Source organism: Halopiger xanaduensis SH-6, from assembly GCF_000217715.1.
GTDB classification, from domain to species: Archaea; Halobacteriota; Halobacteria; order Halobacteriales; family Natrialbaceae; genus Halopiger; species Halopiger xanaduensis.
Window position 1 is genome coordinate 748,579 of record NC_015666.1, and the last position, 22,592, is coordinate 771,170.

Below are 22,592 nucleotides of genomic sequence, written 5' to 3' on the forward strand. Positions count from 1 at the left end.
CCATTTCCGGGACTGCGAGTTTACGACCCGTCACCGCCGCCGGCCGCATCGCCCGCACACCACCCGCGTTCTCTCACTCACTCGTACCTGAGCGCGTCGATCGGATCCGTCCGCGCCGCCCGCCAGGCCGGATACAGTCCCGCGACGACGCCAACGAGGATGCCGACCGCGACCGCCAGCGCGACGTACTCGTAGGGGTAGACCAGCGGGAGGTCGATGTACCACACGCCGAGATACCCCGCCGCGAGTCCGAGCGCGGTGCCCAGAATCGCCCCGATCACCCCCAGGACGACCGCCTCGGTGAGAAAGAGCCCCAGCACGTCCCGGTTCTGTGCGCCGACCGCCTTCATGATCCCGATCTCGCGGGTCCGCTCGGCGACCGAGACCAGCATGATGTTCGCGATGCCGATCGAGCCGACCACCAGCGAGATGGCCGCGATCCCGACGATGAAGTTTTGGAGCAGTTCGAGGATGTCCTCGAGTTGCGAGAGCAGTTCCGTGCTCGTCTGGAAGGTCACCGCGAGGTCGTCGCCGAGGAACTCGCCGGCGTCGGCGTCGTCGCTCTCGAGGTAGGCGACGGCGCTCTCGCGGGCGGCGTCGACGTCGCTCTCGGCGGCGGATTGGGCCTCGACGACGATGGCGAGGTAGCGGGGCTGGCCGCCCTGTGCGGTGCCGGATTCGTTTCCGTTTCCACCACCGCCGTCACCGCCGTCACCGCCGTTGGCACCGTTGTCGCTGCCGCCGCCCGTCCCGATCCCCAGTCCGGCCGCCTGCTCCGTGTAGTAGGGCTCGGTCGGCACGTAGATCCGCGGCGCAGCTTCGAATCCTTCGAACGGGCTCAACCCTTCGGAGGTGTCGGTGATCCCGACTACCTCAACAGTCGCCTGTTGGCCGCCCAGGAACGTGACCGTCAGTTCGTCGCCGACGCTCACGTTGTCCTCGAACTGGCCCGCAGCGGCCGGGTTGAGCACCGCTTCCGACTCGCCCATCTCGAACTGCCGTCCCTCTGCGAGTCGGCCTTCCCGGATGTACGACGGCCCCGACGCGACGAACCCGTCCCCCTGTGCGACCTGCTCGTCGCCATTTGAGACCGCCTGCGTCTGGATCGTTGCATAGCCGTAGGCCGCTTCGATCTCATCGCGTCCCTCGAGTTCCTCGAGATCGTCCTGACTGAAGACGGGTTGGGCCCCGGCGAGCGGCCCGCCCTCGGTATCGGGCTCGGCGGCCCAGCCGTAGAGGTTGCGGCGGTCGTCGGGGCTGATGTCGCCGATGACGCCCGCCTGGAGGCTCGCGCCGAGCGTGACGAACGCGATGACGGCCGCGATGCCGATCACGACGCCCAGCGTCGTCAGCGCAGAGCGGAGTTTGTGGCCGCGGATCGAGCGCCACGCGAGTCGCAGGTGCTCGAGCGGGCGCATTCGTTAGCGCCGCTCCGCCGGGTCGTCGGCGTCGGTTCCGTCCGCTGCCCGGCCCTCGAGCGGTTCGATGCGTTCGATCTTCCCGTCGAGCAGGTGGACGATCCGCTCGGCGCGCTCGGCGACGTGGCGCTCGTGGGTGACGACGATCATCGTCGTGCCCGCGTCGTGGAACTCGGCGAAGAGATCGAGGACGTCGGCCTCGGTGTCGGTGTCCAAGTTGCCGGAGGGTTCGTCGGCCAGCACGATCGCCGGATCGTTCACCAGCGCCCGCGCCAGCGCGACCCGCTGGCGCTGGCCGCCCGACAGTTCGTTCGGCAGGTGGTCCGCCCGGTCGCCGAGCCCGACCCGCTCGAGGAGGTCCCGCGCCCGGTCGCGCCGCGTTTCCCGGTCGACGCCCCGAAACAACTGCGGCAGCGCGACGTTCTCGAGGGCGTTCAGCCGCGGCATCAGGTTGAACGTCTGGAAGACGAACCCGACCGTCGTCCCCCGCAGTCGAGTCCGCTCGCGGTCCCCCAGTTGCGCGACGTCCGCGCCGTCGACCACGACGGTCCCCTCGGTCGGCGTGTCAAGACAGCCGACGAGGTTCATCAGCGTCGACTTCCCCGAACCGCTCGGCCCCATGATCGCGGTGTAGGAGCCCCGCGGCACGTCCAGCGAGACGCCGTCGAGCGCGTGGACCGGCTCTCCGAGTTGGTAGGTCTTGCGGACGTTCTCGAGGCGGACTGCGCTCCCCGTTCCCGGCGTCGACGCCGACTCAGTACTCGCTCCCGATCCCGATGTCGCCATGGGCGTTCGACCACGAACGCCGCCAAAAAGGTTCGCCGGACGGCGCGGCGCTCGTTTTATGTTGATAACATTGATTATTTGACGTGTCGCACTCGAGGATGATGTCCGACCGTCCCCCTGACGAGTCCTCCACTGACGCTGCTACCGATGTCGACCCCACCGATGCCGATACCGGTGCCGACAGCGATGAGACGGCAGCCGATTCGAGTTCCGTCACTGCCGATAGATTCCTACGGTGGCTCCGCCGCAGCGATGACCCACGCAGCGCTGTCGTACGGGATGTCCTGAGCGCAGTCGCTATCGTCAGCCTCGTCGGCCTCGTGCTGTTCGCCGTCAGCGGGGTTTGGCCGCCGCTGGTCGCCATCGAAAGCGGGAGCATGGAACCGAATATGAACACCGGCGACCTCGTCTTCGTCGTCGCTACCGACCGATTCGTCGGCGACGAGTCGGTCGCTGACACCGGCGTCGTCACGCTCGAGAATGGTCGAGAAAGCGGCTACGAGACGTTCGATCGATCCGGCGACGTCGTCGTTTTCCGGCCCGACGGAAACGACTCCCGAACGCCGGTGATCCACCGCGCGCACTTCTGGGTGGAGGCGGGCGAAAACTGGGTCGACACCGAGGCCGAGTCGGCGAACCTCCGCGGGACGACCTGCGACGCCGTCGCCGCTTGCCCGGCGCCCCACGACGGGTTCGTCACGAAAGGCGACAACAACGGGATGTACGATCAAGTCACGAACGCCGGTGCCGAGACGACCGTCGTCCGACCGGACTGGGTCGTCGGCAAAGCGGCGTTCCGGATTCCGTGGCTCGGTCGGCTCCGGCTCGTCCTCGAGTCGCTCCTGTCGCAGTCGATCGATATCGGCGTCCACCGACTGACGGGTCCATCGCCTCGCTGAATGAAAGCGTCCTCGCCGTAGTCGACGAGGATTTGAGATCGATCAGAAGAGGTTCATCGGCAGCCAGCTCGTTGCGGTAGCGTCCCCGCTTTCCGCTTCACCCGTCTGGACGTTTGACGACGACTGACTGACGTCGACGGACACGTTCGCGTCCCCGCTTTCGACCGTCTGGTTTGCGGTGACGTCCTGATCGAGGCCGTCGCCGTCACCGTCGAGTCCGTCTTCGCCGAATAGGCCGTCCTCGCCGAACATGCCGTCTTCGCCGAACAGGTCGCCGGGCTCCGGTTCTTCGCCGTCGCCGTCGCCGTCGCCGTCGCCGTCACCGTCACCGTCACCGTCGCCGTCACAACTGAGCGGCGACCCGCTGACCGTCGTTCCCGTCCCCTGTGGTTCGCCTTCAGGAGTTGCCCGGAGCGTGAACGGTGACTCTTCCGGATTAATGGTTACTGTCTCCTCCGTTTCATCGCCACTGAGCATTCCGACTTGAGCGCCGTTTACGAAAAGGACGATCGCCCCGTCGAACCCGTTGCGGTCCTCGAGGACGAACGTAATCGTATTTGCATCACAGTCGATTGATGCGCTTATGTCGGGATTGAATGGACCGCCATCTTGGGCGCTCGCGGTCGATGCGAACGCACCGCCCGCAACGACGGTTGCCCCGCTGGCCTTTAACAGTCGACGCCGCGTTACGCTTGGGTCGTTGTCTGACATGGTTGTCGGTGGCACCTCGGTTAGCGTTGCGAGATGCTCGGATGGGACTCTATCCGATATCGATCTTAAATTCCGTTCCCTGTTTCCAGATATACGCGTTATTTCTCGCAGAAATTGGATAATTGAGGCGAGGTGTTGACGGATGGGTAATCTACACCGGAACGCGTGACAGTGTACGTTTGGAAAACCAGCCGGCAGTCGCAGGCACGCCAGTCTGTACGGTTCCGTTTCTGCCCCGGCGACGGGCGTTCTTTCGTTCGGTAATCGGCTATAATTCCCCTCCAACGATCTGTTTCTCCGGACAACGATCCCGAAGGCTGACCGAAATCGATCGACCTTGCTCGTAGTGCAATCGCGTCCGTCGCCGATCGGGAATCGACTGAACGGGCGCATCCGCGCAGCGGAGTTCCATCGCCCTCGAGCCGGAGGTCAACGCTTTTCCCGTTGCCGGACGCCCGACGTAGTATGAAGACGGCAGGCGGCACCGACGCAGCGAAGCGCCGCGCGGGGGAACGCGCGGCCGAAGAAGTCGAAGACGGCGACGTCGTCGCCCTCGGAACCGGCTCGACGACCGCCTACGCGATCGAGGCCATCGGCGAGGCCGTCGGCGACGGCCTCGAGGTCCAAGGAATCCCGACTTCCTTCCAGTCCCGGCAACTGGCGCTCGAGGTGGGCATCCCGCTGACCGACCTCGACGCGGTCGAGACGGTCGACCTCGCGATCGACGGCGCGGATCAGGTCGTCGACGATGCGGACTCGCCGGCCCACGGCGCGCTCGTCAAGGGCGGCGGCGCCGCGCACGCGCGAGAGAAACTGGTCGATGCGGCGGCCGAGCGGTTCGTCGTCGTCGCCGATCCGACGAAGCTCGCCGACGCCCTCGAGCGGTCGGTCCCGATCGAAGTGCTTCCGGACGCTCACTCGGTCGTCGCCGACCGACTCAGCGAACTGGGCGGCGACCCGACGCTGCGGGACGCCGAGCGCAAGGACGGGCCGGTCGTCACGGACAACGGCAATCTGGTGCTCGACTGCGAGTTCGGCCGGATCGACAACCCCGACGCGCTTGCGGCGCGACTCTCGCGGCTCCCCGGCGTCGTCGAACACGGGCTGTTCGTCGACCTCGCCGACGCGACCTACGTGGGTCTCGAGGACGGCGTCGAGGTTCGGGAGTACTGAGTAGAAAGCGACCTCGAGGTCGCGTCGGCGACCGGCTACGACTTCGACGAGCCGGCGGGGCGGCGTCTGCTTCCGCGACGATGGCTATTCGCGAGGTAGGCGATCGTCGCGAGCCACAGCGCGATAGAAAAACTGTACTGTCCGTATCCGGGCGGGTATCCCCAGCCTTGGACAGTAGCGATCAGGTAGCCGAGCACGCCCGCGACGATCGGGCCGCCCGCGTACAGCCACACGTTCGGCAGCCAGCCGGTCCGCACCGCTCGCGGTTCGGTCGCGTCGATGAACAGGATACCTAGCGCCGCGAACGAGAAGACGGTGACCACGATTACCGCCAGCGTGCTGATGACGATTCCGGCGCCGCTCGCGGACTGAATCACCAGGTAGCCGAGCGCGATCGGCGTCAGCACCGCGTATCCGGCGAGCACGAGCCGCCGCTTCGGCGAACCATCCGTCCGCTCGGTGCCGTCTTTCGCATCCGACGCTGCCAGTCGTCGGCTTCGATCGAGTCGCGTCACCACCCAGTCCGTTCCGACTGCGGTGAGCATCGTCACCAAGACGGTGAACACGATGATGAGTCCGATGACGACGGGCGACAAGATGACGGCAATCGCTGCCCCCAGCCCGCCGTCGGAGACGATCGCCGCCACCACGCTGGCGCAGAACACGAGGACCAGTCCGATCGAGCCGGCGCGTCCGGTCCAGATGCCGGCATAGCGCGTTTCGGTGGGCCGGCTGCTGTAGTAGTAGCCCGTGAGTACCCCGGCCAGCAGTAAGGCGCCGTCCGAAACGGAATCGCCGACGGTGCCGAGGCTGTCTGCGACTGGTCCCCAGGCGGACGCGACGGTAACCGGAACCGTCGCGAGGCCGATGAGAATCGCGACCCGAAGCGATTCGTCGGCGAGTCCGTCGCGGAGGGAGCGAGGTGAGACCACGATGCGTACGAACTCGGTACCGACCGATCGGTATTCAACGTGTCGTCTTACTAAGTTGTTTATCGCCCGCGCCCGTTCGACGGATAATCGGCTCGAGCGCGTCCGGCGAACAGTCCGGCGGCCAGATACCCCGCCCCGAGCAGCCGGGTCACCGGGACCACCCAGGATCTCAACTCGAGGTCGGCGGCGTTTTCGTAGGCGAGCGCGAGTCTCGACTCGACGGCTGTCCGCGGAACCAACGCCATGGCGGTGCCGAGCGCGACCAGCGCGGCGCGGAGCGGCCGCGACAGCCCACGCTCTCGGAGAAGGAGCCAGGCGAACAGCAGCCCCTCGAGTCGAGCGATCGGCACCGTCGACGGCCGCAATCGTCCCGTCTCCGGATTGCGGAACGCGAGCCGTTCGGCCGGGGTGACGATGCGCCGCGGCGCAATGATCTCGAGCAGTGCGAACCCGAGTGCGAGCGCTCGTTTCATGCGGAATGTTCGCACGGGTTGGATAAAAGGGACTCGGGGTGCGAGCCGCGGTCGCGCGTCGCGGTCAGTCGCTCACAACTGCTTCCAATTTGGTTTCAGTCGACCGTTCGTCGCCGCCTTCGCTGCCAGTCGTCGACAGGTAAACCACGGTCAGATAGAGGGCGCCGAGCAGTCGTGCCGCCGGTTTCACCCACGGCTTCACCTCGAGGTCGTCGGTGTTCTCGTAGACGAGGGTCTGACTGAGTTCGATGACCGGCTGGGGGAGGACGACGAGGACGGTTCCGGCGATTGCGAGCAGGTTGTTGGCGATTCGCGAGCCCGATTCCCGACGGGCGAGCAGCCAGACGAACAGCATCCCCTCGAGTCTGGCGCCCCACAGCGCCCGCGGCCGCAGTTGCGCTTCGTCGGGGTTCTCGAGGCCGATCCGCTCGCAGGCGTCGATGACCGGCTGTGGCATGCCGATCTCGAAGATGCCGAACGCGATCAACAGTTTCCGGAGCATGCGTGACCGCGGTGGTCTACACCGACGAGCGCCAAAAACGCTCCACCGGCGGTTCCGTGCCGATTATGCGTACTCGTCCCTTGACGACAGAACCCCGTCACTACGCGACGTACTGACTGCCAAAAAATGAAACCAATCGACTTCGCGCCTTACAGGTCGCGGGGCTGGACCGTCTTCCGGTCGTTAGCCTCCGCACGACGGGCGGCGTCCTCGAGCAACTCGTCGACTTCCTCGTCGAGAGCGTCGTAGAAATCCGAGGCGACGTTCTTGTCATCGAGCGCTTCCTTCACGGCGGCTTTGACGATAAGGTCTGCCATACGGTGTATCCGTTTCCCCTTCCATGGTATAAACGTTCTGGTTGAGAGTCGAAATACCCGCCCCTCAGGGGTTGATTCGTCCGTTTCGGCGGTTGTATCCACCGGAAAGTATATGACTGATGAGTCGCCGGCGTCGCGTTCCGCCCGTCTGGAGCGTAGAATGCGGCTCGCGCGCGGTTCGACCCCTCTCGCGCGCTTTCGCGATCCGGGGGGTTGCGGACCGGGTGGCTCACCCCGTTCGTTCCGGGTCGACGGATTCGAGTACGGTCGCCGCGGAGAACCCGATATGCGCGAACTTCTCGATGCCGTCGCCGACGGCTCCCTCTCGCCAGCACAGGCCGAAGCCAAACTCAAGGGGTACGTCACCGGCGAAGCGGGACGGTTCGACGCCGCTCGACAACAGCGACGGGGCATTCCTGAAGCCATCCTCGCCGAGGGGAAGACGCCCGCGCAGGTCGTCGCGCTCGCCGAGACGGCCCTCGAGACGACCGACCGGGCGCTGCTGACGCGCCTCTCCGACGAGCAGTTCGCGGCCCTTGAGGAGGCGATCCCGGAGACGGTCCCCGACGCGACGTTCGATCGGTGGAGCTCGTCCCTGTTGATTCGGACGCCCGACTACGAGCGCCCGTCGCTCGAGGCGACGGTCGGACTGGTGACGGCGGGCACCGTCGACCAGCCGGTCGCCGACGAGGCCGAAGCCGTCTGCGTCGACGCCGGCGCGACCGTCGATCGAGTCGACGACATCGGCGTCGCGGCGCTCGACCGCACGCTCGATCAGGTCGATCGGCTTCGCGAGGCGGACATGCTGATCGTCGCCGCCGGCCGCGAGGGCGCGCTCCCGACGGTTATCGCCGGGCTCGTCGACACGCCGGTCATCGGCGTGCCCGTCTCGAGCGGCTACGGCTACGGCGGGGACGGCGAGGCGGCGCTTTCGGGGATGCTCCAGTCCTGTACCGTCATGTCGGTCGTTAACATCGACGCCGGTTTCGTCGCCGGCGCGCAGGCGACGCTGATCGCCCGCACGATCGACGCGGCGCGAGCCGACGGATCCGGAGACGGAAAATAATATTTTGTCATACGGAAAGACAAGACGTCGTTTGGCAAAGTCTTTTTATATCCGTGTGCAGTATCCTTAGGTGCCGGCTTCGGCCGGTGTGACCAATGCCCAAGTGTAACCACTGCGGCGCGCACGTGTCCGAGCGTTTCGCGCGGGTCTTCGCCGACGAACGCGGCGAAATCCACGCGTGCGTGAGTTGTTCGGCGAACGCGGGTATCGCCGAGGCAGCCCGAGAACGCGCTCGCGGCACCTGATCCGATCCCACCTGAGCATCGCGACGGACGAGCACCCGGTGGACTCCTACGGACGCGACGCTTTTTACCGTCGTTCTCCTACGCCCGATTCGATGGCCGACGAGCACGTCGTCTACGTCCTCGAGTGTGCCGACGGAACCCTCTATACGGGCTACACGACCGACCTCGAGCGACGCGTCGCCGAGCACGACGCGGGGGAGGGCGCCAAGTACACGCGCGGGCGCACGCCGGTGGAACTACAGTATCACGAGCGGTTCGCCTCGCGGTCGGCGGCGATGTCCCGCGAGTACGAGATCAAACAGCTGAGTCGTACCGAGAAGGAGCAGTTGATCGGCCTCGAGTAGCGGCTCGCCCGTCGCCGAACCGGCGGTTCGGACAGGGAGGTCGTCAGTCGTCCGCATCCGCATCCGCATCCGCGTCCGTCGTCCGCGGTGACGTCACGTTCGGGTCGATGAAGGCGTACTCGACGAGCATCCGGCCGAGTTTCTCGACGCGCTCCCGCAGGTCGTCCTCGCGGAATGCGCGGCCGTCGATCGCGTCCGGATCGGCCCGGAAGCGACTCGAGGCGTTGCGGATGCCGACCTGGTGAGGGAGGACCCAGCCGTGGACGCCCCGCACGGTGATCCGGAGGTGATCGAGCGTCGAGCCGTAGCTGCCGCCGCCGGCACTGGCGAGGAGGCCGACGGTCGTGTCCTCGTACTCGTCGAAGCCGCAGTAGTCGTGGAAGTTCTTCAGTGCACCCGAGTACGAGCCGTGGTAGACGGGCGTGCCGAGCGCGACGGCGTCGGCCTCGCGGACGAGTCGCTTGACCTCGCGAGCGTCGCCCTGCTCCCGGTCGTCGACGTCGGGATCGTAGACGGGCAGATCGTACTCCCGCAGGTCCAGCAGGGTCGTTTCGGCGCCGCGGTCCTCGGCGGCGCGGAGGACGTACCGGAGCGCCGTTCGGGTGTAGCTTTCCGCCCGGAGGCTGCCGTTGACGGCGAGGACGGAGGGCGTCGGAGCCATATTTTCACTAGTATACCATGACGTAAAGATCCGCGGTCTTCAGTAATTTCGTCCTACGAAAACGGCCGGTCGGCAACCGCGGTCGCGCTCGAGCGCGAGCGCGGGGTCCGTTCTCGAGCCGAGGGCGTCGCTTTTTTTGAGCGGGCCGGTGATGGGAAGATATGGAGCCGATCAGTTTCGGTACCGACGGCTGGCGGGCGACGCTCGATGAATTTACTGCGCCGCGCGTTCGGATGGTGGGGCAGGCCGTAGCGACGTATCTTCGCGACGAGGGTCGAGACGCGCCCGTCGTGATCGGCTACGACGCTCGCGAGACCTCCCGCGGCTTCGCCGAGGAACTGGCCCGGGTGCTGTGTGCGAACGGGTTCGACGTCATCGTGCCCGAGCGCGACCGGCCGACGCCGCTGGTCGCCCACGCCATCGTCGAACGGGACCTCGCCGGCGGACTGGCGATCACCGCCTCGCACAACCCGCCGGAGTACAACGGCGTGAAGTTCATCCCCGACGACGGCGCGCCGGCGCTCCCCGCGGTGACCGACGCCATCGCCGACCGGCTCGCCGACCCCGATCCCCTCCCCGAGAGCGAGCACGGCACCGTCGAGGAGGTCGACCTCGCCGGCCCCCACGCCGACGCCGTCCTCGAGCTGGTCGCCGACGTGACCGGTACCGACGACGTCGACCTTTCCGGGCTCACCGTCGCCTACGACGCCATGCACGGCAGCGGCCGTGGGACGACCGACGCCCTCCTCGAGCGTGCCGGCGCCTCCTTGGAGTGTCTGCGCTGCGAGCGCGACCCCGAGTTCGGCGGCGGCGCCCCCGAACCCGCCCCCGAAAACTTGGAGGCCTTAATCGACCTCGTCACCGACGACGGCGCCGGGCCCGAACTGGGCGTCGCCAACGACGGCGACGCCGACCGGATCGCCATCGTCACCCCCGAACGGGGCTACCTCGACGAGAACCTCTTTTTCGCCGCGCTGTACGACTACCTGCTCGAGGACGACGCCGGCCCGGCGATCCGCACGGTCTCGACGACGTTCCTGATCGACCGCGTCGCCGAGGCCCACGGCGAGACCGTCCACGAGGTGCCGGTCGGATTCAAGTGGGTCGCGCAGGGAATCGCCGAGCACGACGCCCTGGTCGGCGGCGAGGAGTCGGGCGGGTTCACGATCCGCGGTCACGTCCGCGAAAAAGATGGGGTGCTGATGGCCCTGCTCGCGGCCGCGATGCACGCCGACGAACCCTTGGACGAGCGGGTCGACCGGCTGCTCGAGGAACACGGCACCGTCGTCCAGGACAAGCTCAGCGTCGACTGCCCCGACGACGAGAAGGAACGCGTGCTCGAGGATCTCGAGGACGAGATTCCGGACGCCGTCGCGGGCACCGACGTCGAGGGCGTCAACACCGCTGACGGCTTCAAACTGCAACTCGCCGACGGCTCGTGGCTGCTGATCCGCCCCAGCGGGACCGAGCCCGTGCTGCGGGTCTACGCCGAGGCGTCCGACGAGGACCGCGTGGCGGAGCTGCTCGAGGCCGGCGAGGAGTTAGTCGAGCCGCTGGTGTGACTCTCGGAGTTGTATCCGGCAGCGAGCCCTCGAGTCGCTAGCCGTCTACAAGTCGACGTTCATCTCGTTCGGCAGCAAGGTCGTTGAAACGACCGGGAGCGTCGCCGAATCCGTCGGCGATACGACCGCGGGGACGACGATCTACGTCGAAGCGAGCGACCGGAACGGCAACGAAGACGAGACGGTCGGAGTCGAACGGGCGAACTTCTACGGCGAGGCGGCCGGCAGCCTCTACACGGGCACTCCTGCCGATTACGTCGTGGCCAGCGAGTTCGCAACCGTCTCCGGGTTCTCCGCGAGTCTCGGTGTGGCGTTCCAAGACGTTTCGCAGCTCATCGACGATCCAGCGGCCGTCGCCGAGGGGATCACTGCGCTGCTCGAACTCGCCAAATCGGAGGGGCTCGGCACCGCTGAGACGCTCGTCAAGACGATGGCGCAGGACGTCGAGCGAAAGCAGGCGGTGAACAATCCCTACGGCTCGCTCGAGGAACAGGACGATCGGTATCTGTACGAGACGTTCCGGGCGAACTGGTACGAGGGGTACGCCGCGGGTCTCCTCGCAAAGACGGCCCTCGGCGGTGCAGCCTCGAGTAGTGCGAAAGCGACGATCAAGAGCACCGACACCGCCCAGGACGTCGGCTCGAGACTCGCCGATACGAAGGCGCTGAAGGCCCTCGATCGGGTCAGCGATGCGAAGAAAGCCGCGAAAGGCCGTGCGACCGCCCGGATTCTGCTGGCCGTCGACGGCGACGCGGCCGAACCGCTGCTGAGTCAGGCCGACACCGCTGGCGGGGCGTACCGGCTCTGGCAGCAGCAGCGTGCGATGGATGCTGACGTCGATTCGCTTCCGGACGCTCGCCAAGAGCAACTCGGTCAGTATCTCCTGCGAACGGGTGACGACGGCGCGAAACTTGTCGACGATCTCGACGCCGATGCGCGTGACGAGTTCTTCGGAACACCGTGTCGTCGCCCTCAGATCTCGGGACCCAATGCAGAAATCTCGCAGCAGGCGAGTGACGCCCGGCTACTGTCGATCGATTGCGGTGACATCAGCGAGGATCTCCGCGATCAACTGACGGTCGTCAACAGTCGCAGTGACTCGTTCGATGCGAACCAGTTCGTGAAAAGCACCGACGCTGATAGCCGGCAGGTCCTCGAGCGCGTTGACGATGCGACCACCAGGCAGATGCTGGCCCGCTACGGCGAGGGCGATCTCGAAGCGGATCATCTCCAGCAGATGAATAAGCTGCTGGATGATGGAAAGATGGTCCAAGCCGATATCCAGCAGATGATGGGGATGCTGGAAACGAAGGCCGACAATCCCCTCATCGAGGATACCATTCAAGCAAATGACCTCCTTGAAATCCCGGAACAGGGTAATGATCTGAGCACAACTCGACTCGTGGTCACTGACAATAACGGGAATCTTCGCTGGCTCGAGCGTGGTGTCTTTAACCCAGATACTAGCAACAAAGACTACGGATGGGCCTATCTGGAAGCACGTCATATTGATGGGGAGTTGATGAAGGAGAAGAGAGCAACTACCCTTTGGCCAACGGGCCAGAATTTCGATTCAAAGACGCAGCCAATTCCGAATTCGATGTCGGAAAGAGACATCAGTAAAGCCATTTACAAAGCTCTTGAAGACACAGAGACGACTCCACAAGACTCATTCAAGTTCAGCAAATTCGACCAAAGCTTCGTCGATAGAACAGGCGTTTCAGAGATCGAAGTTATAATCAGAAACGGTAATGTTCGGACTGCTTACCCAACAAAGGGTTCAGCGGTCTGGAAATATATCAGTCAGAACGACGTTGGCTGGAGACATGAGGGGTGATAAACATGGGTGATAAGCATGATAAAATCGATATAGAAGTCGAATCACCGCCGGCTGACCATCTACAGAAAGGATGGATGCCAGGTGCCGACATGCGTATCCACCCGGGTGGAATTGAGGACGGAGAGGATCGTCCTTGGGATGACGTGAGCCTGCCGAACGAAGTGTTCCCTGATCTGCTCCGGTGCATGGCTGCGATCCTCGAGGACGAGGAGTGCGCTGCAGAGTTCGATATGGGAGAACTCGAATTCACACCTGTCCCAGAGAACGACGCCGTGGGCGTATATTTCCACATTGATGGACTGCCACGAGACGTCCGGAATGATGTACCGGAGCTCGTCGATCGTACTGCGCTCGTCAAGGAGATCTACACGACCATCAGATGGTGGGCCGATGAAGCACTGTCGGCTAACGACGATTTGACGGATACTGATTGGTTTCAGCCGATCGATACAGCGCTCACAGAGGCTGAACAGGTTCTCGAAGAAGAGGGAATTCATTAACCTTCGTCGTCTACTATCTCAGTATATCTCTCCCTATTGGACACACGATCCTGACACTAAGTCAGTGCAACATGACGTCTGATTGGCTCCTTACACTGCATTTATGCTATCAACCAGGAGAAAAAACTGCCCCTCAGAATGTTCTCGAGTGGTTATTTGAGAATGGGTGCCTCACTGAAGAAGAAGGGAGTAACGATCGGTGCCACTACTATTCGAAATCAATGGACAGGCCCCAATCGGATATGCCGACGGAACGAGCGCTATCCGAACTGGAAGACGAAGAAGGATATCTTCGGCTCTGGTTAGATGGTATCCAATTAACCTTCCAGAACTGGGATGATTACGATGGAGTTCCCCAGCTACCATATTATACCTTCAAAATCCCCAAAAGGGAGTTGAAGGTAGCAGATCCATCTGAGAATGAAATATGGAAGGTGAACACTGTACTCAATCTCGTTGCGAACTTCGCCGACAAAACGGAGGTATTCTACGGATTTGGTGATTTCCCAGCTGGTGAACGCGCATCCGATCGACAAGATGTCGATGCCCTCCGACGGGGAGAGTTTGAGCACATATTTTGGTTCAATTACTTCTCGGAACCCATCGTGTCGGAGATCGGTCGGGAACACCTCCTTGACGCACCCGGAGAACGTGTCGAAGAACGGCCGTCAGGAGCTATACTCCTTGTTCCGTATCTTAATCTCGCAGATAGAAGCGACCCTCATCCGCGGGAAGTAGAAAAGTATCTCGAGATATATCCTCCGTAGCGTAAACACGAAAACAACTCAACAAGACTCATTTACGTACAGCGACTTCGATGACGAATTCGTAGATAGAACAGGCGTTTGCTCACTGAATTTGAGACAAAGTTAACTGAATTAGATGAGGAACTCGAGAATTGCGATCAAATGCTGCCACGAATGTATACCGCGCTGACTGCTAATATAGCCGTAAAATCAAACCATGACTGACGAAGCCCAGTTTTCGATCGGATTCGTTTTAACGTCGCCGAGCGTCGACGACGTGAAAAGCGGGCGACCGCCCAGTTCGGGATCCGTGCGTCTCTCGACGGCCGACGGGGTGGAAGAGTACAGCCTCACTTTATTCACGAGCTCTGTCAGGAAAGCACTAGACGCTGTGAAGAAACTGCTCCGGGGTGACCGCGGGGGCGTGCCTACTCACGACGAGGCATATCTGGTATTCGAATTAGAAGATGAACAGCATGGTCACGTCACGCTCTGTTATAGCCGCGATGCGATCGACGATCCGAAACGGCGGGTGGTGTCTCGCGATCAACGGTCGCTTGATGCTATCCTGCCGCTACCAGTGCTGGTCGATGAAGCCGTTACGGCCGTAGCAGACTTGCTCGATCGCATCGCACAACTGAACGAGAGTGTTGACGAGTACGGGTGGTTCCAAAATCTGAACGGGGAACTCAGGTCCGTCCGAGACGTGGCTGACGGTCACCTTCAGTAACGCTTCCTTCTATTCTGCTATACTCGATGCCGAAGCCCTGTCGAGTTAGGCTGACATCGCCAGGCAGGCATACCGGCTGTGGCGCTTCGATCGCAGGATCGACGCCGAGTCGACGTGATGCCCGAAGCATGAGGACAAGAAACCAGTCACGGTCTACGTGGGATCGAACGGGTTCACTCAAACAGCATACCCCAAAACCTGCCGTAGATACCTACTGATCACGATGGAACTAATCGATGCACATATAGACGACGTCGGATCGAAAAACGGACAGCGACGCGTCGTCGTCTCGGTAGACGGAACGAAGTTTGGCGTGTTCGACGGCTACAAGCAGAGCAAAGGCGGTGCTCTTCAGGTTGCGACTGCCGAGTGGCTCGAACAGAGAGACGCGGAAGTACTGCTAATGGGGACGATGACGACAGACGTGGTGCCCGTCGAATCCGAGGGGCGTTCGATCGACCCGTCGACAGACAATCCGACTGGATGGCAGGATCATGCGTTCCAAGGAACCGTCGAAGCCGTCGTTGACGATACTGCCACGTTGCTGGAGGAGATACGGCTCGTAGACGGATTCGAACCGGGTGATCGAGGACAGGAACTTGATCCTGCGTCCTTCGAGAACCTCCCTTCGGCAGTTATCTCACTTGGATGCGGAGCGATGCTGCTCGATCTTTCAGACGTCGATCAGGAAGTCACGACGAGTGAACATGTACGGTTTGTAAGCAGCCGTATGGACGTGCTGGGGTACAGATTACCGTAACTCCCGACCTTCCGTCAATCGACTTTTTTCTCAGGGACTGTCGCATGATCAGCTAACAGTCTCTGCTAGCCAACGCTCCAGCGGAAAAACTCCGAATGCTGCGTCAGGGTCGCGGTCGAGAGCGACGCGATTCCGACCGCAGTGCGCCGGCGCGACTCGGAGGTCCGCGAGCACAATCCCTCCGAACTCGCTCGAAAGCATTCGAAGCCGACCAAACGGTTGTCGAGCGTTAATCCAGAAGCTAACTCAGGTCCAGAACAACCCCATATCCCTCAGAGAATGAGGATCCGGAACGCTATGGGACTTCTGTACGGACCGATACCAGACCAGACAACTTCCTCGCGGAGACCGCCACCAAGCGACTTAGCCTCGAGTAGCGCGAAAACAACGATAAAGGGCACTGATACCGCCCAGGACGTCGGCTCGAGACTCGCCGATACGAAGGCGCTGAAACCATCTATGAGGTGTAGCCTCGAGAACTAAACGGTACTGCTAGTGATAGCCGGCTTGCGATCCCCGGGTGTCGCTTTATCGCCATCGCGCTGGCGCGTACACCTATGAGCCAGCGTGACCGCGAAGACACTGCGTACACCGAACTCACGCCCGACGCCTGGCACCAGGACGACGACGGCAACTACTACATCGACTGCCCCGAGTGCGGCTCGGCTGCGACGCTGATGAACGTCGTCAAACACGGCCGCTGCAACGGCTACCTCAACCAACAAGAAGACGAAACCGACGTCGACGAGACCGCGATGGACTGCACCGCGAAACTCCACCTCGAGTTGGGCTACCGGTCCGATCCCGACGAGACCATGACCGACGAGGCGGTGGGCGAGTCCTCGAGCGACGCTGAGACGGACGAGGGCGTGCCGGCGGCGGAGTCGCCGCCGGGCACGAACGGAACGGTGAGCGACGAGCAGCAGTGACGGCCCCGGAGAACGTCCCTCGAGCGGCGCCGCCCAGTCTCAGTCGTCGACCCGCTTCGCCGGGACGCCGACGACGGTCGCCCCCGGCTCGACGTCGGCGGTGACGACCGAGCCGGCGCCGACGGCTGCGTCCTCGCCGATCGTGATGTCGCCCAGCAGCGTCGCGTTCGCGCCGATCTGCACGCCGTCCTCGACCGTCGGGTGGCGCTTGACCGGTTCGTTCGTATCGCCGCCGAGCGTGACGCCGTGGTACATGTGGACGTCGTCGCCGATCTCGGCCGTTTCGCCGATGACGACGCCCATCCCGTGATCGATCGTCACTCGGCGACCGAGATCCGCAGCCGGATGGATCTCGACGCCGGTCAGCAGCCGCACGAGGTGCGAGAACAGCCGCGCGACGAGTTGCAGATCGCGATTCCAGAGCCAGTGGGAGATCCGGTGGCCCCAGACCGCGTGGACGCCGGGGTAGGCCAGTGCGACCTCGAGACACCCCTTCGCGGCGGGGTCGCGCTCGCACATCGCCCGGACGTCCTCACGGAGTCGTCGAAGCATCGCTCACCCCGTAGACGGCTGCGGACGACTCGATTGCGGACCGACGCGCTCGGCGCGGGCGGCGCGTGCTCGCCTTGCGGCACGGACGGCGACACCGGCCCCCGACGCGACGACGCTTTCCCCTGTCGATACGCGCGGTGTGGCCGGGAAATTCCATACCCGGCCGTACCGGCGAGGCGGCCTAAAAGGGTTCGTTTCGCTCTTACTTCCCGCGCTCGAGGCGGGTTCCGATCCGCTCCGGAAGCCCGGCTTCCCGGACGGCCTCCTGGACCGCCTCGACGTCGTACTCGACGCGGCCGGTGTCGACGGTCATCGCCTCGAGGTCGACCACGGCGTAACCCGCTCGCGGATCGCCGTCGCGCGGCTGGCCGACGCTGCCGGGGTTGACGACGATCCCCTCGGCGTACTTGCGGACGCCCTGAACGTGGGTGTGGCCGAGCACGAGCACGTCCTCGTCGCCGAGCATCCTGGCGGAGAACTCCTCGGGGTAGGTGTACCGCGTATACCGGTCCGGATCGTCGGGGTGGCCGTGGACGAGTTTGATCCGGCCGTCGCACTCGGTGCGCTCGGCGGGCAGGTCGGCGAGCCACTCGAGTTGCCCCTCGGAGAGCTGTTCCTTGGCGTGTTCGACGCCCGCCCGCGCCATCCCGTTGAAGCGGAAGGGCGCGTCGCCGGCGACCGCGGCGTCGTGGTTGCCCATCACCGTCGGCACTTCCCGCTCGCGCAGTTCGTCGACGCAGTCGGCCGGCCACGGGTTGTAGCCGACCACGTCGCCCGCGCAGAGTAGCTTGTCGACCGGCGGCATCTCCTCGAGGACGGTCTCGAGGGCGACCCGATTACCGTGGACGTCCGAGATGAGTCCGACCTTCATGCGCCGTCGGTACAGGCCCGACGGGTTTGTAAGTTATCCGAATCGACGGGGCGCGGAGCCGTTTGGTACGTCTTCCTCACGAAAGCACGCGCACGACCGATCGAACGACGAGAACGACGAGAATACCGATCGCCGTTACTCGGAAGACGATCGCCGCCCGTCGCCGGTTCTTCGGCAGCACTTCGGCGATCCCCGACAGGGTCATCGCGACGCCGATGATCAGCAGTGCGGGTAGTCCGCTACCGTACAGGAGTTCGAAATACGCGTAGATGGCAACGAACGAGAGTCCACCGCCGAAGGAGATTCGGGCATTAGCCCAGCCGCTCGGCTCTGAAAAGAACTGCTCGGGGTGAAAGTCCATTATCATAGACACTACCGGAGTCAGTAAATAAGTACGGGACCGGCCGTGCCGTCGACCGACGGGACGGCCGCTCGATCGTCGCGGATTCGAACGAAAACCCGCCGAGCCAGTACTTCCGTCCACCGCTTGTTCCGGACAGGACGCCGGGTCGTAACCCCCGACTCCAGTCCTACTCGCCGTTCTCTATCGCCGTCTCGAACCCGTCGTCGGTCCGCGCGACGCCTGCGGCACAGACCGCGTGTTCGAACTCGAGGTCGTAGGCTTCCCGCGCTGCTTCCTCGGCCGTCTCGGCTTCGAAATCGAACGCTTCGGGCGCGTTCTTCTCGTAGGTCGCGACCAGCGTCGGCTCGTCGACGGTCTCGACCAGCAGCGCGTCCTTACGGACGGTGCCGATCAGCGCCTCCCCGTCGTCCCCGATCGTCGCCGCGATCCGGGGCGTGTCGTAGTCGTCCTTCTCGTAGTCCAGCGCGAGCAGACTCTCCGTGAGCGCGTCGCGGGCGGGGTAGCCGAGCTCGAGTTTCTCCGCGATCGGGTCGACGTGCGAGCCGTTGCCGAAGGCGGCGGTTTCGCCCGTGGGCGTCTCGACCACCCGCAGGCAGTTGTAGGAGACGTACGGGTTGTCCGTCTCCGGCGCATCGTCGGTGGGGCCGACGGTGAGCGCGTCTTCGCGTTCGGTGAGCTTGCGGTTCGGGAACGATCTCGAGGAGACGCGGTAGGCGCCGACCTCGGGACCGACGACGACGAAGCGTCCGACGTACATACGCGTGGCTGCACGGGAGAGCGGAAAAGCCGTATCGGTTTGCACTCGTGCGGTCATATTCGCCGGGACCGGCATCGAAGCGGCCGGGATCGGATCCGGTGTACGGACGCACGTTTATACCGGATAGCGCGCCCAATCGGGCCGTGACGACCGAAGCGGAGTGTCTCGAGGCGCTGCGGGAGGCCGCCGAGCGACTCGGCGAGTCCCCGACGAAAGCGCAGTACGAGGAACTGGGGTTGACGCCGGCGTCCGCGACGATCATCCGGTCGTGTGGCGGGTGGAACGAGGCGAAGGCGAAAGCGGAACTCGAGACGAACCCCTCGAGCGGCTCTCGCGTACAGCCGAAACCGGACGACGTTGAACTTCCGCCCGATCTCGTCTGGGCGGAACTTTCGGTCGACCAGCGATGGCACTATCGGAACGCCGAGTGGAATACGGAACGGTCGTTGCGCCGCCGATCACGGCTTCGTTCCTGGCTCAACGAGATAAAGCGCAAGCGAGGATGTACACGGTGTGGGACCGATACTGTCGCGTGTCTCGACTTTCACCACGTCGACACCGCCGCGAAGGAGATGGCGGTTGGGAAGATGGTAACCTACGGCTATGGGAAGGAGCGACTTCGCGAAGAGATCGAGAAGTGCGACGTACTCTGTGCCAATTGCCACCGTCAAATTCACTATACACCGCCGGAATGTGAACGGAAGCAGTGGGTACACGAACGAAAACGCAAGACCAGTGGCTGCGAACGATGCGACGAGTCGCATCCCGCTTGTTTAGATTTTCATCACATCGGTGATGAGAAAGAGTCTACCGTTGCAACTCTCGTATCAAATAGTCGATCTATCGATAGAATTCAAACCGAGATTGAACGGTGTCGTATTCTCTGTGCGAACTGCCACCGGGTGGAACACTTTGTTCCACCAACCGACTAACCCCCTTTCGAGACGGCTCTAGTGTCGAATCTTCCGGGAGGTCGATTTTCGACCGAGTTCGTAACACTCTAATACGAACCCCTGCTATGATCGAATACACCGTCGGAACGTAGACCCGACGGAGACATGTCAGTCCATTGGGGTAGTGGCCAATCCTGAAGCCTTCTGGGGGCTTCGACCCTGGTTCGAATCCAGGATGGACTACTTCTCCCGTTCTTTCGACTCGAGCACTCCTCGAGTGCCGTCAGTCGATTTCCAGTTGAAACGAAGGGGTCGGCGGGTGCGTATCCGTCACCAGAAGCCATATCTTTCCACCGTCGTTAGTGACTAAATATGAATCGACGGACGTTCCTCGCGCTCGGCGGGGTGACGGCGCTCGGCAGCGTCGCCGGCTGTCTCGGCGGCAACGGGAACAATACCGACGGGAGCGGTGCTGACGGGTACGGCCCGGAGCCGGAGTCGATGCCCGAAGAACGGTCGATCGACACCGACAGCTACGAGACGGCGACGTTCGACGGCGTCGAAGTTCCGTTGGCGCCGATCGAGGACGTCTACTACTGGTATCGACGGCAGGAAGCCAGAGTCGCCGATGCGCGTGGATCGGATCAGTACGAGCAGGCACACATCGCGGGGGCGCCGCTGAGTTCCGCCCCAGACGGCGTCTCGAACGACCCGATCGCAGACTGGCCCACGGACGATCGTATCGTGACCTACTGCGGCTGTCCGCACCACCTCTCGGGACTTCGGGCCGCGTCGCTCATCGATAACGGCTACGAGGAGGTGTACGCGATCGACGAAGGATTTCAGGCCTGGATCGATAACGGCTACCCGCTCGAGGGCTCCGAAGTTTCGGCGGACCGTGCAACATATGAGATCGAGGGCCAGTCCGACGCCAGCTACGCCGGCGAGATGGTCATGCTCGAGCAGGTCGACGCCGACCGCAACGAAGCGGCACCGATCGCCGAGGACGGCTCGTACACGCTACAGCTCCACTACGCGGGGTCGACAGACTCGGCGTTCAGAGTCGAGGCCCCGGACTACACGGTCGAAGGGAGCCTCGCCGAGTTGACGAACACCGTCATTACGCCCTAAGAACTGTTCTTCTATACTACAGCCCGGATCGACCGGATTCGTACGCCCCTTCGCGCTCGAGTTCGCCCCGTCGTCGCAGTACCTCGGGCGTCCGGCAGACCCCTGGCGCGCCGGTGACTTGCGGTACCGTACAGTTGTTGCAGCTCTCGCAGACGACTCGCGGATTTTCGGGGTCGGCGTTGGCATCGGTTTCGAGCAGCCGCGCCCCCAGTCGGGGTTCGGCGTAGAAGGGACGGGCCATGCCGACCATGTCGCAGGCGGGCGCTGCGTCGGCGGCGCCCAGCAGGCGATCCATCTGCGCCCGGTCCCGAATCCCGCCCTCCGCGAGCACCGGAATCGACACTTGCTCGCGGACCCGTCGGCAGAAGTCCTCGTTCCAGGCCGGCTCGAAGTCGTACTGCAGCGACTCGAGCCGGTTCCCCAGCGCGACCAGCCGACGGCGCGTCGACCCGCCGAAGGCCGCGTCGTACTCCGCCCGTAGCGCCTCGTTCTCCCAGGCGCGCTCGGGATACTCGCCGCGGACGATGCTCATGTCCCAGACGACCGACGTCCGGACGGGCACCACCGCATCGTAGCCGATCCGCTCGAGTCGCTGCGCGATTTCGACACCGTCTGCGGTCGAGAGTTTCCGGCGGACGAGCGGCGACGGCGGCGCGGGGGTTTCGGCCGGCACCTTCGTCATCAGGGGAACGTCGCCGGCGCGGTCTCGGATCTCGTCGTGGACGAGCGCGAGGAACTCGAGGCGCGCTTCCGGACTCCCGCCGAACTCGTCGCTGCGGCGGTTGTAAAAGGGCGACAGGAACTGCTGGACGATCCCCATGTTCGCCCCCGAGAGGTGAATCCCGTCGTAGCCCGCGTCGACGGCGTGCGCCGCGGCGCGGCCGAAATCGGCCGCGAGGTCGTACACCTCGTCGGTCGAGAGCACGTGCGGGTCGTAGGAAAGGAATCCCAGCCGGTCGAGCAGCCGCAGCTGCCACGGCGGGTTCGAAACCGCCAACTGCTCGAGATCGGGGTGCTCGCGGCGGTACTCGGCGTGCCAGGTTTCCATGCTCCGGAGGCCGCCGTGCTCGAGTTGGACGAAGATCCGGCCGCCGTGGTCGTGGATCCGGTCGGTCAGCCGCTCGAGTCGAGAGACGAACGCCGGATCGTGGACGCGGGTCATCCCCGGCGCGGCGCAGCCGCCCTCGCCGCGGACGATGGTCGCACCCTGGCAGATAAGTCCGACGCCCGACGCGGCGGCTGGCTCGAGGTCGTCGATCAGCGCGTCGACGGCGTCGGGGCCGTTGCCCGCGCACTCGAGCAGCGGCGCGCGGTAGAGGCGGTTGGGGATCTCGCAGCCGCCGATCTCGACGGGGTCCTCGAGGGTGGCCATGGAGGGCGTATTCCGCGACTGTACAAGAGCGTACTGCCGGTTCGCCCCGACCGCGCTC

27 protein-coding genes and 1 tRNA gene are annotated in these 22,592 nt (G+C 63.9%); 15 read left to right on the forward strand and 13 right to left on the reverse strand.

Annotation, left to right across the window (positions count from 1 at the left end; translation table 11 throughout):
* Nucleotides 1-77 precede the first annotated feature (77 nt).
* Both HALXA_RS03685 and HALXA_RS03690 read right to left on the reverse strand, forming a co-directional pair.
* Entirely contained in the window at nucleotides 78-1,418 is a 1,341-nt protein-coding gene (locus HALXA_RS03685; RefSeq protein ID WP_013878966.1) for an ABC transporter permease, read from the reverse strand.
* Nucleotides 1,419-1,421: 3 nt separating this feature from the next.
* Entirely contained in the window at nucleotides 1,422-2,204 is a 783-nt protein-coding gene (locus tag HALXA_RS03690) for an ABC transporter ATP-binding protein (RefSeq protein WP_013878967.1), read from the reverse strand.
* 101 nt (nucleotides 2,205-2,305) lie between these two features.
* Here HALXA_RS03690 and HALXA_RS03695 point away from each other — a divergent pair, with 101 nt between their 5' ends.
* Nucleotides 2,306-3,103 (forward strand): S26 family signal peptidase, encoded by a 798-nt coding sequence (locus HALXA_RS03695; RefSeq protein WP_049895396.1) that lies wholly within the window; start codon nucleotides 2,306-2,308, stop codon nucleotides 3,101-3,103.
* Nucleotides 3,104-3,145: 42 nt separating this feature from the next.
* Here the strand turns inward: HALXA_RS03695 and HALXA_RS21945 are convergent, their stop codons facing one another.
* A complete protein-coding gene (locus HALXA_RS21945) occupies nucleotides 3,146-3,814 on the reverse strand; it encodes a hypothetical protein (protein WP_013878969.1) in 669 nt (222 codons plus the stop codon).
* Nucleotides 3,815-4,279: 465 nt separating this feature from the next.
* On the opposite strand from HALXA_RS21945, the gene rpiA reads away from it, so the two are divergent.
* Nucleotides 4,280-4,987 carry a ribose-5-phosphate isomerase RpiA gene (gene rpiA / locus HALXA_RS03705; RefSeq protein ID WP_013878970.1) on the forward strand — a complete coding sequence of 236 codons (708 nt, stop codon included), beginning with the start codon at nucleotides 4,280-4,282 and terminating at the stop codon, nucleotides 4,985-4,987.
* A 35-nt stretch (nucleotides 4,988-5,022) separates the two neighbouring features.
* Here the strand turns inward: rpiA and HALXA_RS03710 are convergent, their stop codons facing one another.
* The 4 genes from HALXA_RS03710 to HALXA_RS03725 form a co-directional block, all read right to left on the reverse strand.
* A complete protein-coding gene (locus tag HALXA_RS03710; RefSeq protein WP_013878971.1) occupies nucleotides 5,023-5,919 on the reverse strand; it encodes a hypothetical protein in 897 nt (298 codons plus the stop codon).
* Between the two features lie 59 nt (nucleotides 5,920-5,978).
* Nucleotides 5,979-6,392 carry a hypothetical protein gene (locus tag HALXA_RS03715; protein WP_013878972.1) on the reverse strand — a complete coding sequence of 138 codons (414 nt, stop codon included), beginning with the start codon at nucleotides 6,390-6,392 and terminating at the stop codon, nucleotides 5,979-5,981.
* 64 nt (nucleotides 6,393-6,456) lie between these two features.
* Nucleotides 6,457-6,894, reverse strand: a complete 438-nt coding sequence (locus tag HALXA_RS03720; RefSeq protein WP_013878973.1) for a hypothetical protein — start codon at nucleotides 6,892-6,894, stop codon at nucleotides 6,457-6,459.
* A 149-nt stretch (nucleotides 6,895-7,043) separates the two neighbouring features.
* Nucleotides 7,044-7,211 (reverse strand): DUF1931 family protein, encoded by a 168-nt coding sequence (locus HALXA_RS03725; RefSeq protein WP_004267503.1) that lies wholly within the window; start codon nucleotides 7,209-7,211, stop codon nucleotides 7,044-7,046.
* Between the two features lie 286 nt (nucleotides 7,212-7,497).
* Between HALXA_RS03725 and larB the strand changes: the two genes are divergently transcribed.
* From larB to HALXA_RS03735, 3 genes are all read left to right on the forward strand, one after another.
* Entirely contained in the window at nucleotides 7,498-8,277 is a 780-nt protein-coding gene (gene larB / locus HALXA_RS03730; protein WP_013878974.1) for a nickel pincer cofactor biosynthesis protein LarB, read from the forward strand.
* 95 nt (nucleotides 8,278-8,372) lie between these two features.
* Complete coding sequence (locus HALXA_RS22920; protein WP_013878975.1) at nucleotides 8,373-8,522, forward strand: DUF7563 family protein; 150 nt, start codon at nucleotides 8,373-8,375, stop codon at nucleotides 8,520-8,522.
* Between the two features lie 92 nt (nucleotides 8,523-8,614).
* A complete protein-coding gene (locus HALXA_RS03735) occupies nucleotides 8,615-8,866 on the forward strand; it encodes a GIY-YIG nuclease family protein (protein WP_013878976.1) in 252 nt (83 codons plus the stop codon).
* Between the two features lie 43 nt (nucleotides 8,867-8,909).
* Here HALXA_RS03735 and HALXA_RS03740 read toward each other — a convergent pair whose 3' ends face one another.
* Nucleotides 8,910-9,527: an NADPH-dependent FMN reductase gene (locus tag HALXA_RS03740; RefSeq protein ID WP_013878977.1), complete on the reverse strand. Its 618-nt coding sequence runs from the start codon at nucleotides 9,525-9,527 to the stop codon at nucleotides 8,910-8,912.
* Between the two features lie 161 nt (nucleotides 9,528-9,688).
* On the opposite strand from HALXA_RS03740, the gene HALXA_RS03745 reads away from it, so the two are divergent.
* The 7 genes from HALXA_RS03745 to HALXA_RS03775 all read left to right on the forward strand — a co-directional run bounded on the left by HALXA_RS03745 (nucleotide 9,689) and on the right by HALXA_RS03775 (nucleotide 16,594).
* Nucleotides 9,689-11,089: a phosphoglucomutase/phosphomannomutase family protein gene (locus HALXA_RS03745; protein WP_013878978.1), complete on the forward strand. Its 1,401-nt coding sequence runs from the start codon at nucleotides 9,689-9,691 to the stop codon at nucleotides 11,087-11,089.
* Nucleotides 11,090-11,348: 259 nt separating this feature from the next.
* Nucleotides 11,349-12,926, forward strand: coding sequence for a hypothetical protein (locus tag HALXA_RS03750; RefSeq protein WP_049895129.1), 1,578 nt, complete (start codon nucleotides 11,349-11,351; stop codon nucleotides 12,924-12,926).
* A gap of 5 nt (nucleotides 12,927-12,931) precedes the next feature.
* Nucleotides 12,932-13,429 (forward strand): hypothetical protein, encoded by a 498-nt coding sequence (locus tag HALXA_RS03755; protein ID WP_148263627.1) that lies wholly within the window; start codon nucleotides 12,932-12,934, stop codon nucleotides 13,427-13,429.
* 242 nt (nucleotides 13,430-13,671) lie between these two features.
* Entirely contained in the window at nucleotides 13,672-14,196 is a 525-nt protein-coding gene (locus HALXA_RS21625; RefSeq protein ID WP_148263628.1) for a hypothetical protein, read from the forward strand.
* Nucleotides 14,197-14,392: 196 nt separating this feature from the next.
* Nucleotides 14,393-14,905 carry a hypothetical protein gene (locus tag HALXA_RS03765; protein ID WP_013878982.1) on the forward strand — a complete coding sequence of 171 codons (513 nt, stop codon included), beginning with the start codon at nucleotides 14,393-14,395 and terminating at the stop codon, nucleotides 14,903-14,905.
* Between the two features lie 223 nt (nucleotides 14,906-15,128).
* A complete protein-coding gene (locus HALXA_RS03770; RefSeq protein ID WP_013878983.1) occupies nucleotides 15,129-15,665 on the forward strand; it encodes a hypothetical protein in 537 nt (178 codons plus the stop codon).
* A 557-nt stretch (nucleotides 15,666-16,222) separates the two neighbouring features.
* A complete protein-coding gene (locus tag HALXA_RS03775) occupies nucleotides 16,223-16,594 on the forward strand; it encodes a hypothetical protein (protein WP_013878984.1) in 372 nt (123 codons plus the stop codon).
* 39 nt (nucleotides 16,595-16,633) lie between these two features.
* On the opposite strand, the gene cysE is transcribed toward HALXA_RS03775, so the two are convergent.
* The 4 genes from cysE to HALXA_RS03795 all read right to left on the reverse strand — a co-directional run bounded on the left by cysE (nucleotide 16,634) and on the right by HALXA_RS03795 (nucleotide 19,138).
* Nucleotides 16,634-17,146: a serine O-acetyltransferase gene (gene cysE / locus HALXA_RS03780; RefSeq protein ID WP_013878985.1), complete on the reverse strand. Its 513-nt coding sequence runs from the start codon at nucleotides 17,144-17,146 to the stop codon at nucleotides 16,634-16,636.
* 202 nt (nucleotides 17,147-17,348) lie between these two features.
* The gene (locus HALXA_RS03785; RefSeq protein WP_013878986.1) at nucleotides 17,349-18,017 is read right to left on the reverse strand and encodes a metallophosphoesterase family protein; all 669 of its coding nucleotides are present in this window, start codon (nucleotides 18,015-18,017) and stop codon (nucleotides 17,349-17,351) included.
* 76 nt (nucleotides 18,018-18,093) lie between these two features.
* Nucleotides 18,094-18,378: a hypothetical protein gene (locus HALXA_RS03790; protein WP_013878987.1), complete on the reverse strand. Its 285-nt coding sequence runs from the start codon at nucleotides 18,376-18,378 to the stop codon at nucleotides 18,094-18,096.
* A gap of 169 nt (nucleotides 18,379-18,547) precedes the next feature.
* On the reverse strand, nucleotides 18,548-19,138 hold the full coding sequence (locus HALXA_RS03795; protein WP_013878988.1) for an IMP cyclohydrolase: 591 nt from the start codon (nucleotides 19,136-19,138) through the stop codon (nucleotides 18,548-18,550).
* Nucleotides 19,139-19,281: 143 nt separating this feature from the next.
* Between HALXA_RS03795 and HALXA_RS20940 the strand changes: the two genes are divergently transcribed.
* The 3 genes from HALXA_RS20940 (at nucleotide 19,282) to HALXA_RS03805 (ending at nucleotide 21,162) form a co-directional block, all read left to right on the forward strand.
* Nucleotides 19,282-20,070, forward strand: a complete 789-nt coding sequence (locus HALXA_RS20940) for a homing endonuclease associated repeat-containing protein (protein WP_013878989.1) — start codon at nucleotides 19,282-19,284, stop codon at nucleotides 20,068-20,070.
* Between the two features lie 131 nt (nucleotides 20,071-20,201).
* Nucleotides 20,202-20,274: transfer RNA gene (locus tag HALXA_RS03800), tRNA-Gln, on the forward strand.
* A gap of 129 nt (nucleotides 20,275-20,403) precedes the next feature.
* On the forward strand, nucleotides 20,404-21,162 hold the full coding sequence (locus HALXA_RS03805) for a rhodanese-like domain-containing protein (RefSeq protein ID WP_013878990.1): 759 nt from the start codon (nucleotides 20,404-20,406) through the stop codon (nucleotides 21,160-21,162).
* 16 nt (nucleotides 21,163-21,178) lie between these two features.
* On the opposite strand, the gene HALXA_RS03810 is transcribed toward HALXA_RS03805, so the two are convergent.
* Complete coding sequence (locus HALXA_RS03810) at nucleotides 21,179-22,534, reverse strand: oxidoreductase (protein ID WP_013878991.1); 1,356 nt, start codon at nucleotides 22,532-22,534, stop codon at nucleotides 21,179-21,181.
* Nucleotides 22,535-22,592: the final 58 nt, after the last annotated feature.

Bases quoted from the DNA above. Each gene is read 5' to 3' on its own strand.
- HALXA_RS03685 (WP_013878966.1), bottom strand. From the start codon at position 1,418: ATGCGCCCGCTCGAGCACCTGCGACTCGCGTGGCGCTCGATCCGCGGC.
- HALXA_RS03690 (WP_013878967.1), bottom strand. From the start codon at position 2,204: ATGGCGACATCGGGATCGGGAGCGAGTACTGAGTCGGCGTCGACGCCG.
- HALXA_RS03695 (WP_049895396.1), top strand. From the start codon at position 2,306: ATGTCCGACCGTCCCCCTGACGAGTCCTCCACTGACGCTGCTACCGAT.
- HALXA_RS21945 (WP_013878969.1), bottom strand. From the start codon at position 3,814: ATGTCAGACAACGACCCAAGCGTAACGCGGCGTCGACTGTTAAAGGCC.
- rpiA (WP_013878970.1), top strand. From the start codon at position 4,280: ATGAAGACGGCAGGCGGCACCGACGCAGCGAAGCGCCGCGCGGGGGAA.
- HALXA_RS03715 (WP_013878972.1), bottom strand. From the start codon at position 6,392: ATGAAACGAGCGCTCGCACTCGGGTTCGCACTGCTCGAGATCATTGCG.
- HALXA_RS03720 (WP_013878973.1), bottom strand. From the start codon at position 6,894: ATGCTCCGGAAACTGTTGATCGCGTTCGGCATCTTCGAGATCGGCATG.
- HALXA_RS03725 (WP_004267503.1), bottom strand. From the start codon at position 7,211: ATGGCAGACCTTATCGTCAAAGCCGCCGTGAAGGAAGCGCTCGATGAC.
- larB (WP_013878974.1), top strand. From the start codon at position 7,498: ATGCGCGAACTTCTCGATGCCGTCGCCGACGGCTCCCTCTCGCCAGCA.
- HALXA_RS22920 (WP_013878975.1), top strand. From the start codon at position 8,373: ATGCCCAAGTGTAACCACTGCGGCGCGCACGTGTCCGAGCGTTTCGCG.
- HALXA_RS03735 (WP_013878976.1), top strand. From the start codon at position 8,615: ATGGCCGACGAGCACGTCGTCTACGTCCTCGAGTGTGCCGACGGAACC.
- HALXA_RS03740 (WP_013878977.1), bottom strand. From the start codon at position 9,527: ATGGCTCCGACGCCCTCCGTCCTCGCCGTCAACGGCAGCCTCCGGGCG.
- HALXA_RS03745 (WP_013878978.1), top strand. From the start codon at position 9,689: ATGGAGCCGATCAGTTTCGGTACCGACGGCTGGCGGGCGACGCTCGAT.
- HALXA_RS03755 (WP_148263627.1), top strand. From the start codon at position 12,932: ATGGGTGATAAGCATGATAAAATCGATATAGAAGTCGAATCACCGCCG.
- HALXA_RS21625 (WP_148263628.1), top strand. From the start codon at position 13,672: ATGCCGACGGAACGAGCGCTATCCGAACTGGAAGACGAAGAAGGATAT.
- HALXA_RS03765 (WP_013878982.1), top strand. From the start codon at position 14,393: ATGACTGACGAAGCCCAGTTTTCGATCGGATTCGTTTTAACGTCGCCG.
- HALXA_RS03770 (WP_013878983.1), top strand. From the start codon at position 15,129: ATGGAACTAATCGATGCACATATAGACGACGTCGGATCGAAAAACGGA.
- HALXA_RS03775 (WP_013878984.1), top strand. From the start codon at position 16,223: ATGAGCCAGCGTGACCGCGAAGACACTGCGTACACCGAACTCACGCCC.
- cysE (WP_013878985.1), bottom strand. From the start codon at position 17,146: ATGCTTCGACGACTCCGTGAGGACGTCCGGGCGATGTGCGAGCGCGAC.
- HALXA_RS03785 (WP_013878986.1), bottom strand. From the start codon at position 18,017: ATGAAGGTCGGACTCATCTCGGACGTCCACGGTAATCGGGTCGCCCTC.
- HALXA_RS03790 (WP_013878987.1), bottom strand. From the start codon at position 18,378: ATGGACTTTCACCCCGAGCAGTTCTTTTCAGAGCCGAGCGGCTGGGCT.
- HALXA_RS03795 (WP_013878988.1), bottom strand. From the start codon at position 19,138: ATGTACGTCGGACGCTTCGTCGTCGTCGGTCCCGAGGTCGGCGCCTAC.
- HALXA_RS03805 (WP_013878990.1), top strand. From the start codon at position 20,404: ATGAATCGACGGACGTTCCTCGCGCTCGGCGGGGTGACGGCGCTCGGC.
- HALXA_RS03810 (WP_013878991.1), bottom strand. From the start codon at position 22,534: ATGGCCACCCTCGAGGACCCCGTCGAGATCGGCGGCTGCGAGATCCCC.